Annotated in this window: 12 protein-coding genes; 3 read left to right on the top strand and 9 right to left on the bottom strand. The window is 38.4% G+C overall.

All coding sequences use genetic code 11. The features are described 5' to 3' along the window. Positions 1–112: 112 nt before the first annotated feature. From L3Q70_RS04860 to L3Q70_RS04820, 9 genes are all read right to left on the bottom strand, one after another. The gene (locus L3Q70_RS04860) at positions 113–1,195 is read right to left on the bottom strand and encodes a DUF4785 family protein (protein ID WP_237114975.1); all 1,083 of its coding nucleotides are present in this window, start codon (positions 1,193–1,195) and stop codon (positions 113–115) included. Between the two features lie 10 nt (positions 1,196–1,205). Beyond that, entirely contained in the window at positions 1,206–2,072 is an 867-nt protein-coding gene (locus tag L3Q70_RS04855; RefSeq protein ID WP_062570395.1) for a hypothetical protein, read from the bottom strand. Positions 2,073–2,326: 254 nt separating this feature from the next. After that, positions 2,327–2,737 (bottom strand): hypothetical protein, encoded by a 411-nt coding sequence (locus L3Q70_RS04850; RefSeq protein ID WP_237114974.1) that lies wholly within the window; start codon positions 2,735–2,737, stop codon positions 2,327–2,329. Positions 2,738–2,899: 162 nt separating this feature from the next. Then, positions 2,900–3,265: a hypothetical protein gene (locus L3Q70_RS04845; RefSeq protein ID WP_237114973.1), complete on the bottom strand. Its 366-nt coding sequence runs from the start codon at positions 3,263–3,265 to the stop codon at positions 2,900–2,902. A 42-nt stretch (positions 3,266–3,307) separates the two neighbouring features. Beyond that, a complete protein-coding gene (locus tag L3Q70_RS04840; RefSeq protein WP_237114972.1) occupies positions 3,308–3,991 on the bottom strand; it encodes a hypothetical protein in 684 nt (227 codons plus the stop codon). Then, the gene (locus L3Q70_RS04835) at positions 3,969–4,616 is read right to left on the bottom strand and encodes a L,D-transpeptidase family protein (RefSeq protein WP_237114971.1); all 648 of its coding nucleotides are present in this window, start codon (positions 4,614–4,616) and stop codon (positions 3,969–3,971) included. Before L3Q70_RS04835 ends, L3Q70_RS04840 begins: the two co-directional genes overlap by 23 nt. Before the next feature lie 1,065 nt (positions 4,617–5,681). Next, entirely contained in the window at positions 5,682–6,512 is an 831-nt protein-coding gene (locus L3Q70_RS04830) for a hypothetical protein (RefSeq protein ID WP_237114970.1), read from the bottom strand. A gap of 112 nt (positions 6,513–6,624) precedes the next feature. Further along, entirely contained in the window at positions 6,625–7,263 is a 639-nt protein-coding gene (locus L3Q70_RS04825) for a lysozyme inhibitor LprI family protein (RefSeq protein ID WP_237114969.1), read from the bottom strand. A gap of 29 nt (positions 7,264–7,292) precedes the next feature. Beyond that, complete coding sequence (locus L3Q70_RS04820; RefSeq protein WP_062570391.1) at positions 7,293–7,799, bottom strand: hypothetical protein; 507 nt, start codon at positions 7,797–7,799, stop codon at positions 7,293–7,295. Between the two features lie 516 nt (positions 7,800–8,315). On the opposite strand from L3Q70_RS04820, the gene L3Q70_RS04815 reads away from it, so the two are divergent. The 3 genes from L3Q70_RS04815 (at position 8,316) to L3Q70_RS04805 (ending at position 14,524) form a co-directional block, all read left to right on the top strand. Beyond that, on the top strand, positions 8,316–11,288 hold the full coding sequence (locus L3Q70_RS04815; RefSeq protein WP_237114968.1) for a TonB-dependent receptor: 2,973 nt from the start codon (positions 8,316–8,318) through the stop codon (positions 11,286–11,288). 212 nt (positions 11,289–11,500) lie between these two features. After that, on the top strand, positions 11,501–13,027 hold the full coding sequence (locus L3Q70_RS04810; protein WP_237114967.1) for a tryptophan halogenase family protein: 1,527 nt from the start codon (positions 11,501–11,503) through the stop codon (positions 13,025–13,027). Between the two features lie 9 nt (positions 13,028–13,036). Next, complete coding sequence (locus L3Q70_RS04805; RefSeq protein WP_237114966.1) at positions 13,037–14,524, top strand: tryptophan 7-halogenase; 1,488 nt, start codon at positions 13,037–13,039, stop codon at positions 14,522–14,524. The last annotated feature ends 487 nt before the right edge of the window (positions 14,525–15,011 follow it).

The raw sequence follows: 15,011 nt of genomic DNA, 5'->3' as shown, positions 1-15,011 counted from the left end.
CATTACCAGCGTATTCATACTCGCTAAATAATTCCCTAAAGCGGCTATCAATAATCCCTAAAAAGTAGGAGGTTGCACTACAACCTCCAACCCATTGCATATTGCTTGACCTTTATTCTCCTGCAAACTTTAACATTCGTGTTTGATCGGTAAGTTCAATATCCACCAACTCAAATGGTGCTTTGGCAGCTTTAGTCACAGAAAACGGCATCATAAAGTTATCTTGACCATTAATCTGCTTTGCGACCTCAACCGTTGCAAGCTTTACACGTTTACCTTTATCGCCCATGCCTGTTAACGTTGCACGAATCGCGTAGCGGCCAGCATCGGTTACTTGCACAGGTACCTGAGCTTGGTATTGATTATTACCAAGTGCTGTCACTTTCGCGTTATCCATAGTGATGGTTTGCGAACTGTGCACAAACGGCATTTTTATAGAGCGTTTAACTATTTGCCCATTTACCACCGCTTTAACACTTGCCTCAAGTTCATAGTAACCATTTACGGCACCTAGGGTTTCAAGTGGGTATTTAAGCACCGCTTCACCATTTTCATAACGCACATCAAGCTGCTCGCCTTTAGGGCTGTATAAACTTAGTTTTACCTGCTTATCTTTAAAGCGCTTTTGACCCATACTTAACTGTATGCCTAAACGTTGCTGCTGATCTTCCACTTTAAACTGTGTTTTAGCATGTAAGGCATTACGTGAGCCTTTTTCAATTACATGTACTAAATAAGTATCGCTGTCGTTTAGGGCTTGGCTTGTTTTCAACATTGCCTTAGCACCTACCTGACCAAGCCTAAGCCCTACACTACCATCATTAAATCCAGCATTTTGCATTTTTTGTTGTGACGCAACAGCTTGTACTGATAACAGCTGCGAGTTTGCATCTCTGATTGATAACTTATCGAGCTGTAAATCATCAGGCTTAAACACTTCACCACTATCAAAACGTGCTTTTGGCGCGATACGAATAAAATTATCTACTTGGTTTACATACAGTGGCACACCGCGCTTAAGCTCTTTGCCCGAAACCTTCTGCCAATATTCAACGCTATCTTTTTCAAGCATGTGTAACTGCACCGCAGATGAAGATTGCACCTGAGGAAATTGATAAACCGTTTGCTCATTAGCATACGTCGCCGTGCTTACAAGCATCATTGCAGCACAAAGTGTGGTTAACTTATTAATCATGGCTTAGCTCCTAAATTCGATTTTTAAGTATGTTTGGTAAGCCAAAACAATTGCGACGACTTTGCTGATGGCTCAAAGGTTCGCTACCTTGAGTTCGTGATTTATCGGTAAACCACACCACCCCAGCTAACGACTGAGAACTGCAATTTAAAAAACCATCTGAGCAGCTGTCTAACCAGTTTTGTGTTACTTCAAGACCCACTTGATTTTGATAGCCGCCACAATAACTGTCGCTGTCCCATACAGCTGATTCAACGTCACTACCTACCACAGTTTCAAATCGAGACGGTAAGCTCGGGCGGTTCGGTGTGCCGTATAGCCACTGTGCGTTATACGACGCCATCCAAGACACCTGTTGTTGCTTAACCGCATCGTTGCCATAACCTAACAGCCAACCCAAGCTTTGCTCAAACGAATTACCTGCAATAACCGCATCAGCCAAAGGCGTACCACCACTTGAAGGAGCCAGGGCAATAGTACGCGTGACTTTGCTAATAATATTTGGATAACGGCTATCCCATGTTGGGTTAGATAAAATCCAACGCACCACATTACCGCCGTTAGAATGAGTGATCAGGGTTAAATCGGTGATGTTTTTATTATTGATAAATGTAGTAAGCTGCCCCGCTAAACAACCAGATGCCGCATCTGCCCACATATACTGCTCAAAATCACAATTAATGACGGTGTAATTACTGCTATTGGGTAAACCTTGACGAACCGTGTCGACAAAGCTACCAGTCCAATAGTCATTATACGCATCGCTTTGCTGGCCTGTACCGTGCACAAATGCGACTCCTTGCGCAGCAAAAGCACTGTGGCTGATACCCGCTGCCAACACTAAAGCTGGCACTAGTGAGAGTGTTTTTATTTTCATGTGTGTTCCTGTTGATTGTAATTTTATCTATCAGGTTGGAGGAGTGACCTCCGACCAAAAACATAGACCAAACAGGTACGAAAGCAAGAAAAATTTACATAAATTTAACTTTAATGTTTTTTTTAAGTACAAATTATTAGGTTTTTCATTGCTAAAAACTGCCAAATGAATATGAGAGACTTGCCTGCTTGGTAGGTTTTAAAGCTAATCATTAGGCGAAAGCCCTCAGATTTAACTTTTATCTATAAACCTTCTTAATCCATATCTCTAAATTGACACACAGGATCTTTTACTGATTTATTTGTAAGGGTAATTTGGCAATCTAAGTAATAGCTAAATAGATCTAAAGTCACTGTGAAAGCACTTTCAGAAAAGACTGGCGATAAATAGTCAACTCCAGCAACATCAGCTCTTACATCAACAATATTCCCTTGTTGATCGGTAAAAATACATAGCTGCTTTTGTTTATCCACACTATCCAATTTTAGTGTAATACAAGGTTGTACCTCAGTGTTATAGCGCAAATAAGTAACAGCTTCGTTATTCAACTGACCCTTAATTACCTGAATCGGTTGATTATTACCAATTTTCTCTAAACTCGACTCCTGAGAACAAGCTAAACAGCTAAAAATAGCAAGGGATAGTGCCAATGTTTTAGAATTCATGGAGAAACCTTCATTATCGATTTTTTGGCGATAAAGTACTTGCGAACTTACTTCTCATAGCAGACTTTTTATAAGGCACTGAACTTTAATCAGCTGCTAGTTTGTTTAAGTAAAAATAAAAGCCCCAAAAAGATAGGGCTTTATTAAAAACAAATTGTCTTTTTAAATTAACATATTAAGAGTCACTAATTTTTTAATTTCTTTCAAAAATTCATGATCTTCTCGTAGCATGAAGCATCTAGCTAAGTGCAAATCTACCTCATGTTTTGTTTTTATTTTTGGAGTGTAACCTTTGACCAATAGCGCAACCTGTTGGAATTTGTCAGCAGAATAACGACTCTTTTCTACGATTCCACCAGATATTGTTTGAATATCTTTAGTTGGAATTTCATTTGCTTTGAAATACCAAAACAAGCAATTTGCGATAGCAAACTCCAGCAACGCATCACTTTCCTTTTTAGTTGTGGCAACACTAGAGCAACTAACCAAAACAACGAGAGAAATAAAAATTGCTTTTATTTTCAACATAACGGTGCTTCCCAAAATAAAACTTTGTTTGATTGGCTATTTTTAAAGCTCACATAATGATACATCACTTTTAGGTTTGGCCACTTTTCTGCTTTGTAGGGTTTCCCCTGTTTCGAGATCAATAGAAACTACACTCCAACTTTTGTTATTTGTTATTAATACTTTTAAGTTTCCATCGCACAGTTTTGGTGGAATACCTATATGAGTCCAAGATAAATCAATATCCCAAACCCCATCTAACCTGTAACAACTACCGGTATTCACAGAGCTAAGCTTGGCCCATCCTCTGGGATGACAAGCAATTAAATAAGGTTCCTCAACGATTAAAGTCGATTTTGGTTTCACCTTGTAACTAGTTGCAACAAGCCTGTCTTTCTCTATTTTTAAAGCCTCACCGGCAGAACTTAGAACATAAAAGCTATCATTAACCTTAAAAAACTGAGAAACATATCCTGTGTCCAAAGACCAGTATTTTATTGCACTTTCATCGTTAGGAACAAAAACTACAACAGCTGCATTACTCTCATCTATTATTTTATAACCGCCAATAAACCAGCCATCATTTGACTCAAAAGTTGTGTTAATACTATCGAGATCATTAGGTACTTTAATGTCATTCGGTAACAAATGCGAAGCCGAGGCAAAAAGGTAAGAGCTAAAAAAGCAAGTACTCAAAAATATTAATAAAGTGCAGATATTTCTACTAATTAGGTTTATAACGTTCATGATATTTATGTACCGTAAAAGATGTGCCTCGTTTAAAAGCGCCTAGGGTGAACAAGCGATCTCTATCGTTGGGTTTTAGATGAATACAACCGTGTGATGGTACTAACCGAATTGTTGAACCTGTCGCTTCCTCTGCTTCATTTTCTGGCGTTGTATGAAACATCTGCCCTGAAAGACGCTCGTTCCCATCAAGTACTTTATTACCATTAAAATCTTTAAACCAACGAATAGCTGTGGGGCCAAAATCATTAAAAACCCAACTTTCAGGTACAATAGCTTTACCATATAGCTCTTTATGCATTTCCATTATGGCGCTTCGAACAGGCGTATTATATAACTGATTTAAACTTCCCCACTTACCGCTAGGTAAGGCGTACCAGATGTCTCCTTTTGAAGGCATATCTCTGAGCTTTGTCCCCCACGATAATTTTGACATAGGCCACGTAGGCGTTCGATAGGCTTCAGTTTTATCGATAATAAAATGCCCAGCAGTAGTTGGCTCTTCGGCCATATAAGGGTCATTACCAACTTTTGAAGGACCCCCCATTGCTTCGAATTCGGCAAATTTAATGCCACTCTTCTTAACAATTAAAAGGTGTTGACCAGGATAGAAATGAACTTCCATATAAAATAAACTCCATTTAATTATAATTGTATTTTCCTGAACTAAATTAAAATAGACCTGAAAAAACTTGGTATTTAAAATTTATATAAACACAGGTAATGAGTGATAGCAACTTAATTGTCGTGTTGAAAGAGTTCTAAGTTATATCAATTACTATAAATCAGTTGAGTTTTTCCTATTAGCTGCCCTGCCAGTAATACAGTTAATTTCACCAACAATAAAGCGACCAACTCATTGCTTAAAGTTAAAAGTACATATTGAACCTAAGAGCAGACAATGATGAAATAAAAGGAATTGTAATTGGTATACATGAGAGCTTAGAAAGTGAAGGCTGAAGATCTCCCCTTAAGTGACTCCGTCCCAAAGTTAAAATACATCTTAACTTGCGCTATCTCTATAGTTGCTAGCGTTGTTAGCTACTCATCAGTTGCGTTTTTAATATTAATGGTTCTTTGGCCTTATGAACCTATTAAGGATTTGACTCCTAGAGTAATAGTTTTCTTCACTGGAACATTTGCATGTATAACACTGGGTGTACTTTTATCTATCGGCAAAACATGAGTCATAAAAGTTTTTAAAGCGCTGGTTATTACAGCAATCTCAATCTCACTTTATACATTATTTAAGATTTCATTCACTGACATTTATGCCCAATCTATTAATGGCTTGAAAGTATCAAGCTTTTTTCTTTTGTTTAATTTATTACTAGCGGTGTTATTTTTTAGTAAGCAACTTAAAACAAGTGCGCTTGTTATAAAAAGGCATAAAAGACGACACAAAAAGCAATTACAGTATATTAAGAAACAGTTGCAGAAATAACTATAATATAGGATGAAACCACTACGCACTCTATGGCGTTAAAATGCGTCCTAGACTTCGAACCCATTTTCGCACCTTGTTACTTTTGTTCATTCAAAAAAGCTGTTGCATTACTAGGACAGCTTATTGGGTATTTGAATTTAATTATATCCAGAGTTATTGACATTTGGGGGTGACAAACAAAACAAGCCTTCCGTTCCTGTATCTAGATCTAATATTAGTCAAACTCTCGAAGTATAAATTTGGCTACTCTATCACTTCGAATGTGTGTAGTTGCTCTTTTCTAAAGTAATGAACACCAAAAAGTAGAGCACCTGCATTTCCGGCGACACTAGGGTCTCCACTATGTCTAAATATGACATAATCATTCCCCTCTTCAATTAACTGACCATCTGATAGATGCATTACAGACGGAGTAATTAAACCACCCAAATTACTGCCATAAATATAGTAGCTACCAAAATCTACACTTTTATTCGTCGAATTAAGCTGCCCCCTTATATCTCGCTCAATTAATTCAGTAAGCTTTTGCATGCCCTCATTTAGCTCGAAACTAAGCGTTTCAACTTCTAATTGAGTTGGGTTTTTAACATCACTGACTGGAATATGAGTTGGAATATGATATAAATATCGACCCACCCAATTATCTGAGTCAACTTCTATTGCTAAAGATATTCTAAATACATCATCGAAGCATTCCTGAACATAAGCAACTGGAAAAAGCTTAGTTGCTTGTGGCTGTTCACTATAAAATTCACTACGACTAAAAGCCTCTTTAGCAAATTTTAAAATATCAATACCAACATAATGCTCTTTATAAGACTCACTTTTACTTGAGTTTATGGCCCCTGTAACAGCCTCACCAACAAAAGGAACTGGAACTAGTAACGTTGCAGCGCTGTCAGCAAATATGACTGAAAAATGAGTGCCAGGGATCAACCGTGAACCCGAGGGTAAAGTTGGAAGTTCCTCACTTATTGAGAACTTTTTTATCGTATGTTGAGGAGGTGGCTTACTTTCTTGCATTGCCACGCAACCAGTTAGGAGCGCCATAAATAGAGTCAACAATAAACGCATAAATAGTCCTTGTTCTAAATTAATCTAAACTGATGGTTTAAACACGCACCACGACAACTACATTTCTGAGTCGTAAATCACCCTGTTTTTTCAACTTTAGTGCTTGTTTCAACTAAGATTTATTTTTATAGTTTTGAAGAGCTTCAATCCGTTCTTTATATTTACTTATTGAGCAAGTAAGTTTTGCGCCAATTTCTTTCCAGCACTCATTTCGCTCTTTAATCCACCCAATTTGTTTTTGCTTTAAATCACTGAGCACATTTTCTGAGCCTTTAGTCATTGCTTTGGCCTTTGAAATTGCATTTTGGTAAACAGACGCTAACTCATTATCTAATAAAATAAGTTCAGTATTGCCGCAGATTAATATCTCAATCTCATGGGGGTGAGCCGCATTACAATTAAAAGAAGGGGTTTCTTCTATACGGTTGCCTTCGGATAAATACTTACTAAGTACCCAGCCAGTTTTACCTTGCACACCCACATTACACCATGCATTATTTTTAGACGTCTCTCTTTGTTGCTCTGTCATTTTTTGCCATGCTTGTAATGAAGTGCCCCCTGTGCAGCCTAAATTTTTAATACCATTTGTATCTGGAGGAACAAGTAAAACCAACTTGCTGTTGGCTTGCATTTTTTCAAACATTTGTATTGAGTTTTCACTCGATACGCGAAAAAAATCAGGTCCATCAGCGTTCGCTATTGATACAGACGTATAGAAAGACAAACCTAATAGAAGTAACCGTTTTTTCATCACAATTCCGTTTTAATATTAGCTGTGGGTTAAAAGAGTGGTTTTGCGTTAGGGTCAACTTTTTCACACTCACCAGAAAATTCATTGAGCCCACTTGCAAAAACAATTGTACCTGTTGTCCGATCAATCCGAAGGTTTGGTTTATTTAAAAAATTGATTTTGACCTCACCCGTTACCTCAGTATTCGTGATTTTATATTCACGAATAGGAAACCAATCTGAGGCTTCATCTTTTTGAAAAGGAGGTAGCATACCAACAGGTATTTTTACTTGGCCTTTATCTGAGTGAATTTCAACAAGCATAACCCCTTCAAAAGGTCGTTTTATCATGGCTTGCTCAGTACCAAACTCTTTCGAATGCTCACTTTTATTGCGACTATTCTTAAATGTTGTCTCCGTATCACTCACCGTGCCAGAACCTTTACACTTTAAACTTAAGTTTAATTCTTCAGCCTGTGAAGTAGACGAAAGACAAAGAAGCGATAAACAAAAAAGGAGTGATTCGATTGGTTTGATTGAAAAAAAACGACTATCCATACTAACATCCTAACTGTTAAACAAAGTCAGATAAAATAGTAGCATAGTACGATATTTAAGCTAGCCAGTTTCATAACAGTCAGGGAAAATGATTACACAAACTAATCTACTTTTTTATCAGAAAAACACTCCGTAATAACCCCATAATTTGCCAAATTAAAAGGCCAGTTCTCTCTTTTTGACTATACAGCACAGTCACTTTGTTCACCCAAGATAGCTTGTTTCTTATCTTGATACCGCATAAAAGTAATTAATAAACCATCTTCCCAACAGTGAATTAAACCATGAAAAAACGAAGCAACATCCATTCAATTTTAGCGTAACTTTTATAACAATTTATTGATGTAGCTGTTGACGTAAACTGCAAATCACACTACTCTTTTCTGGAAGCGCTTTCATAAGGGCGGTTTTCAACCTCTTTATGGTAGCGCTTCCAGATATGATATAAAATCTATTTTGACAACAATATCATGCTCTAACAGCATGAATAACAATGATAAAAACGAGGGAAACCTGATGCCAAGCCATAACTTTAAAAGAACAAAGTTAGCTTCCAGCTTATCTTTGCTTTTGGGTGCTAGCACCTGCTTATCTGCTTACGCAGAGCAATCTGAACACAACGACAACATTGAAGTTATTCAAGTAACCGGGTTTAAAGGCAGTATTAAAGAATCAACCCAACTAAAACGCTACTCTTCAGGTGTGGTTGATGCTATTTCATCAGAAGATATAGGTAAATTCCCCGATACAAACCTAGCAGAATCTTTACAACGCATTACAGGTGTATCGATAGACCGCAGTAATGGTGAAGGCTCAAAAGTAACTGTACGTGGGTTTGGTCCAGATTATAATATGGTGACTTTAAATGGCCGTACCATGCCAGCAGCTTCGCTTCCTGCAGGCGGAGGATCGCCAAATTCTCGTGCCTATGATTTTGCTAATTTGGCATCAGAAAGTGTTAAATCTGTCGAAGTTTATAAAACAGGAAAAGCAAATATCGCATCAGGGGGTATTGGCGCCACAATCAATATTAATACAGCTCGCCCTTTAGACAATCCTGGTTTAATTACTAATATCGGTGTTAAAGCCATGCACGACACAACAAACCGTGTAGGCGATGATATCACACCTGAAATTTCGGGCATTTTTAGTTGGACGGACGAAGACGCTAAATTTGGTGTATCACTTACTGCAAGTGTTCAAGAGCGTGATAGTTCTGCTGCAGGGGCTTTTGTTAACGAATGGAGAACGACCGCTTACGATGGCACAATTCCTCAATCTGCGGATGACATCATTATCGAAAATGCACCTGCAATGGGGCAATATTATTCGATGCCTTCTGATCTTCGTTATACTATCGCAGATCGCGAACGAACTCGAACAAATGCGCAATTAACTCTACAATATAGCCCCGTAGAGTCACTAACAGCAACACTTGATTATACATACTCACAGCAAGAGTTATTTGAGTCGCGGGCTGAACAGTCAATCTGGATGGATAACTATAAAACCCATTTAATTTTTGATGACAATACCGTTAAAACCCCCATTTACTACAAAGAAGAGCGTAGAGATCTATCAACGCGTGATCTAGGCCTCGCGTTACAAGAACTAAATCAGCTTAATAAAAATGACTCTATCGGTCTTAACCTTGAATACTTTGTAAATGATCGACTTAGATTTGTATTTGATGCACATAGCTCAAAAGCAACGAGTGAACCAGATGCACCTTATGGCAGTTGGGTGAATGCGGGGTTAGGAGCAAATATCGTCGCCTCTCAAGAAGTCGATTTTAGTCGCAAGTTACCCTCAATGGTAATTGGTTTTGATGATTGCAGCCGAGCTAATCTAAACTGTAATGGCGTATTAGACCAAGATGACGTAGGTACTTCTATTCTCGATTCTAACTTTGCGCGCCAAGAGTCAACCGTTGATGAATTCCGATTACTTGGCAAATATGAAATAGAGTCAGGTGTAATTGATTTTGGTATTGAGTCACGCTCTATGGAAAGCCATTCATTACAATCCCTTACACGTAATACAATGGGCAACTGGGGGATTGAAAACCCTGGAGAGTTGCCAGACGGTTACCTTGATCCTACAAACTTCTTAAGTGAATTAGATGGCTACAACACCTCTGGCTCGTTTGCTCAAGGTTTTACAGGTAGCGCATCTGAAATTGGTTATTGGGCAGCAAGCCAGTACGGCTTTAATTTTGCTGCTGATGGTGCATTTGCAACAAACCGCACCATTAAAGAAGAGATTCAAGCTGCATTTGTGCAATATAACTATCAAGGTGAAATTGGCGATATGCCATTTAACCTACTAGTTGGGGCTCGATACGAAACCACAGATATCACCTCAACAGCAAATATTGATTTACCAAATGCAGTAGCTTGGGAAGGTAACAACGATTTTAATGTGCGATATGGCACTGACAAACAAGATTACTCGCTAAGCGCTGACTATGATCACTTTCTGCCTAGCGTAGATTTTGACATAAATGTGGTCGATGATGTAAAACTTCGTGCTTCATATAGCACAACAATCGCACGGCCTACTTATGATAATTTAAGCTCTGCAGCAACAGTTGGGGTACCCACTGGACCTAGTTTAATTCCAGGCACAACCAATGCGCCTGCATCGACGGGTAATCCTGGTTTAGTACCACTCGAATCAGATAATATCGATGTTTCCGCTGAGTGGTATTACAGCGATGTTAGCTATGTTTCTGTCGGTTATTACAATAAAAAAGTTGATAATTTTATTGGCCTAACACCGATGACTCAAAATTACTATGACTTACGAGATGTTTCTGCTGGCCCTCGTGCCCAAGCAGCAAAAGCTGAACTAGAAGCAAGAGGTCTGGCAATCACTGACTCAAACCTATTCCAAATGGTTGCTGCCATGGAAAATGGGGTGGCTTTTGATTCAATGACTTACGAAGAGTTTGAAGCCGCTTACGATATCTTACCTAACAGCGATGACCCTTTGATGGAGTTCACAGCTCAAGTTCCAACCAATAACAAAAATGCAAAAATTGATGGCTATGAGTTTGCTATTCAGCATTTCTTTGGTGACTCAGGCTTTGGTATTCAAGCAAACTACACGATCGTAAATGGCGATGTTGACTTTAATGTTGCCGCAGATCCAACGACAACACAGTTTGCATTAGTTGGTTTAAGTGACACAGCTAACTTCATTGCGATGTATGAGAATGATAAATTTCAAGCGCGTGTAGCGTATAACTGGCGTGATAAATTCTTAAATAATGCTGCTCGCTATGTAAACGAGCCCGCATTTACAGAAGAGTATTATCAAATCGATTTTAATGTGGCTTATAACTACAGTGAACAACTGTCTTTCTTCTTAGAAGGAATTAACATTACTGAGCAAGACAATCGCCAACATGGTCGATATAAAGCACAGTTGTGGAACTTAGACAAAAATGGGGCTCGCTACAATTTAGGCTTGCGTTATAACTTCTAAACGATAGCTGTAAAAATGTATACAGTTTGATACCTATTTACTTAATGAAGTGAGCTTGTAAGGATTAAACGACGTTGTTATTTAGTTGTTCTAAATTAGACATTTTTAACGCAAATAGTATCACGCTATATTCTCTAAAAGGCTCACGGTTAATGTAAATTGCTACAAAGCCGCTTCTTAATTGAAGCGGCTTTACTATTTAAAGTAAGTATATGAGCAAAAAAATAAATAATATTGTGATCATTGGCGGTGGCGCGGCTGGTTGGCTTACAGCTGGGTTACTAGCCAAAGAACACCCAGATAAAAGTATCATCTTAATTGAGTCTGCTGATATTGGTATTTCGGGTGTTGGTGAAGGCACATGGCCATCAATGCGCAACACACTGCAGCGGATTGGAGTAAAAGAAAGTGACTTTTTACAGCAATGTGACGCCTCTTTTAAGCAAGGTTCAAAGTTCATAAACTGGCGGGGAAAAGAACAGGCAGATAACTATTATCATCCTTTCATGATACCTGAAGGCTACTATAAATATGATGTTCATACTGCATGGCAGCAATTATTCCCTGAACAAAAATACGCCGATGCTATGAATATGCAAAGCTTTATTTGCCAAGCAGCTCTTGCCCCCAAACAACTTAATACACCTGAATATGCAGGTGTTACGAATTACGGTTACCACCTAGATGCCCATAAATTCGCACAATTTCTAGCAAGACATTGTGTAAATACGCTTAACGTAAAACACATCACCGATAATGTTCTTCACGCCAATAATAATGCTCAAGGCTACATTGAAAGTGTCACTACACAGAATAATGGTGAGATTTACGGTGATTTGTTTATTGATTGTTCTGGTAGCCAGGGGCTGTTAATCGCCAAGCACTACCGGATCCCGTTTTTAGATCAAAGTCACATTCTTTTTAATAATACTGCTGTGGCCGCACAGTTGCCCTACGAAAGCCCATCTCAGAATATTGCATCAGCGACTTTATCCACCGCACAATCCGCTGGCTGGATTTGGGATATAGGATTACCAACTAGACGCGGTATTGGCTATACATTTAGTGATAAATATTGTGACGTTACAACGGCTATTGAAACACTAAAAAGCTATGCTGCACAATCTGTTGGCATTCAACAAGCTAGCAAGATTGAAACACGAGCACTACGTTTTACGCCTGGTTACAGAGAAGTATTTTGGCATAAAAACTGTGTTGCGATCGGAATGTCGCAAGGGTTTATAGAGCCACTAGAGGCTTCAGCGTTAGCCATGGTTGAATTAAGCATCAGTATGCTAAGTGAGCAAATGCCAGTAAACCAAGTGCACATGCAGCTGTTGAGTGATCGGTTTAATAAACGCTTTAGGTACCGCTGGGAGCAAGTCATCAATTTTCTAAAACTGCATTATGTATTGAGTAGTCGTGATGATAATAGCTATTGGTGCGATAACCACCACCCTAAAAGTATCCCAATTGAATTACAGAACTTACTAACATTGTGGCAATATCAGGCTCCCAGTCGATTCGATTTTATAGAAAATGAAGAGATTTTTTCTTCTCCAAGTTATCAATACGTGCTGTATGGCATGGGCTTCAAAACCAAACAAACAACAAAACTTGATAACCATACATACCAGATGGCACAACAACTCTACCAACTCAATCGCAAGAAGATTGCGCAATACTTACAAAAACTACCCACTAATCGACTGTTATTAAAGCAATTACAAAAGGAATAAGGTGGCAACATGAAACAACAACAAATTAAACAGGTGGTCATAGCTGGCGGTGGTACCGCAGGCTGGATGGCCGCAGCCGCGTTAGCTAAATTACTAAATAAAGATATTGAAATCTGCTTAATTGAATCAGACGATATCGGCACTGTCGGTGTTGGCGAAGCAACCATTCCACCTATTCGTACCTTTCATAAATTGCTAGGTATCGATGAGCAAGAATTTATGAGGGCAACACAAGCAACATTCAAACTGGGAATTCGCTTTGAGAATTGGCATCAGCCAAACAGTGATTACATTCACTCTTTCGGTATGACAGGTAAAGAATGCTGGGCTGGTGAGTTCCACCATTTTTGGTTGCATTGGCAAAAAATGGGCAATACCGATGATTTCGCAGATTACTGCTATGAACTACAGGCAGCTAAGCAAGGTAAATTTGGGTTTAGCCCTCAAAACCCAATTAATTACGCATTTCATATGGATGCCAGCCGTTATGCTGCATTTTTACGAGCATTTTCAGAAAACCTCGGTGTAAAACGTATAGAGGGTAAAATTGAACGGGTAAATAAACATGTTGATAATGGCTTTATTAAAAGCTTATCGCTGGATAATAACACTGAAATAGCGGGTGATTTTTTTATTGATTGCACTGGTTTCAAAGGCATACTTATCGAGCAAGCCTTACATACAGGGTTTGAAGATTGGTCTCATTTATTACCTTGCGACAGTGCCGTTGCGGTACAAACAAAAGGAACACCAGACCCTCTCCCTTACACCCGCTCTATTGCGCATCAATCAGGATGGCAGTGGCAGATTCCTTTGCAAAACAGAGTTGGCAATGGCTTAGTTTATTGCAGCCGCTATTTAAATGACCATAATGCAACTAAATTACTATTAGATAACCTTATTGGAGACACCCTAACCGAACCAAAAATCATTAAATTTAAAACTGGTCGTAGGCGTAAAGGGTGGAACAAAAACTGTTTAGCGCTAGGTCTTGCCAGTGGCTTTTTAGAACCTCTTGAATCAACAAGTATCCACTTGATTATGACCGGTATCATTCGGTTTATGCGACTGTTCCCTTTTACAGGTGTAACGCCACAAGCGATCGATGAATACAATAAGCAATTACAGTCAGAGCTCGAAAGTATTCGTGACTTTATTGTTTTGCATTATAAGGTTACGGATAGACAAGACAGTGAATTTTGGCGCCATTGCCAAGCTATGGAAATACCTGAATCCCTTGCTCATAAAATCGCATTATTTAAAGAAACTGGGCGGGTTTTCTTAGATGACGGCGATATTTTTCGTGTCGACTCTTGGGTTCAAGTCATGCTTGGGCAAGGTGTTAAACCAGCGCAATATCATCATGTCGCTTCTTTAATGAATAACCAAGAGTTAAGTCGCTTTATGCAAGGCATTAAACAACAAATTGCCCATAGGTTAGCGCAATTACCAACTCATAAAGAGTTTATTAACGAGTACTGTCGAATAGATGATTAAGCCCACAGTAAAGCCGATAATATTATTGTTAAAATATTGATAATAAAATTTACTGTAAAGCCACTTCTAAGCGCTCGCTTTACAGTAATAATACACTAAATTACATCTTTCTTAATGAGAGTTTTTAGTGTTAAGTATGAGTGGTAACTAAAACTACTTAGCGTACGATTGCTAAAAAATAAAACCATGACTCAACATAGAAAATAACTGAATCATTCACCTATTCACTCTTGATTTATTACTAATAACCCTAAAAACAACCTGCATCTAACTCATTAATTATTAAATAATAAAATGAATTAATTACGTTGTTTTAAGACTAAATTAAATAAACGGTTGACCGTTCGGACAATAGCCTCTAACCTAAATATGGAAGCGCTACCATAAACAACCCAATAACTTTGACTCAAGTGAAACACAAAAAAATGGAAGCGCTACCATAATAATTTAAATTTAGTCGCAAGATTTACTTGCATTTGTTTACCAA

The organism is Pseudoalteromonas sp. CF6-2, from assembly GCF_021729425.1.
GTDB lineage: Bacteria > Pseudomonadota > Gammaproteobacteria > Enterobacterales > Alteromonadaceae > Pseudoalteromonas > Pseudoalteromonas arabiensis.
This window is presented reverse-complemented; position numbering and strand designations above follow the sequence as displayed.

Bases quoted from the DNA above. Each gene is read 5' to 3' on its own strand.
- L3Q70_RS04860 (WP_237114975.1), bottom strand. From the start codon at position 1,195: ATGATTAATAAGTTAACCACACTTTGTGCTGCAATGATGCTTGTAAGC.
- L3Q70_RS04845 (WP_237114973.1), bottom strand. From the start codon at position 3,265: ATGTTGAAAATAAAAGCAATTTTTATTTCTCTCGTTGTTTTGGTTAGT.
- L3Q70_RS04815 (WP_237114968.1), top strand. From the start codon at position 8,316: ATGCCAAGCCATAACTTTAAAAGAACAAAGTTAGCTTCCAGCTTATCT.
- L3Q70_RS04835 (WP_237114971.1), bottom strand. From the start codon at position 4,616: ATGGAAGTTCATTTCTATCCTGGTCAACACCTTTTAATTGTTAAGAAG.
- L3Q70_RS04830 (WP_237114970.1), bottom strand. From the start codon at position 6,512: ATGCGTTTATTGTTGACTCTATTTATGGCGCTCCTAACTGGTTGCGTG.
- L3Q70_RS04850 (WP_237114974.1), bottom strand. From the start codon at position 2,737: ATGAATTCTAAAACATTGGCACTATCCCTTGCTATTTTTAGCTGTTTA.
- L3Q70_RS04840 (WP_237114972.1), bottom strand. From the start codon at position 3,991: ATGAACGTTATAAACCTAATTAGTAGAAATATCTGCACTTTATTAATA.
- L3Q70_RS04810 (WP_237114967.1), top strand. From the start codon at position 11,501: ATGAGCAAAAAAATAAATAATATTGTGATCATTGGCGGTGGCGCGGCT.
- L3Q70_RS04820 (WP_062570391.1), bottom strand. From the start codon at position 7,799: ATGGATAGTCGTTTTTTTTCAATCAAACCAATCGAATCACTCCTTTTT.
- L3Q70_RS04805 (WP_237114966.1), top strand. From the start codon at position 13,037: ATGAAACAACAACAAATTAAACAGGTGGTCATAGCTGGCGGTGGTACC.
- L3Q70_RS04855 (WP_062570395.1), bottom strand. From the start codon at position 2,072: ATGAAAATAAAAACACTCTCACTAGTGCCAGCTTTAGTGTTGGCAGCG.
- L3Q70_RS04825 (WP_237114969.1), bottom strand. From the start codon at position 7,263: ATGAAAAAACGGTTACTTCTATTAGGTTTGTCTTTCTATACGTCTGTA.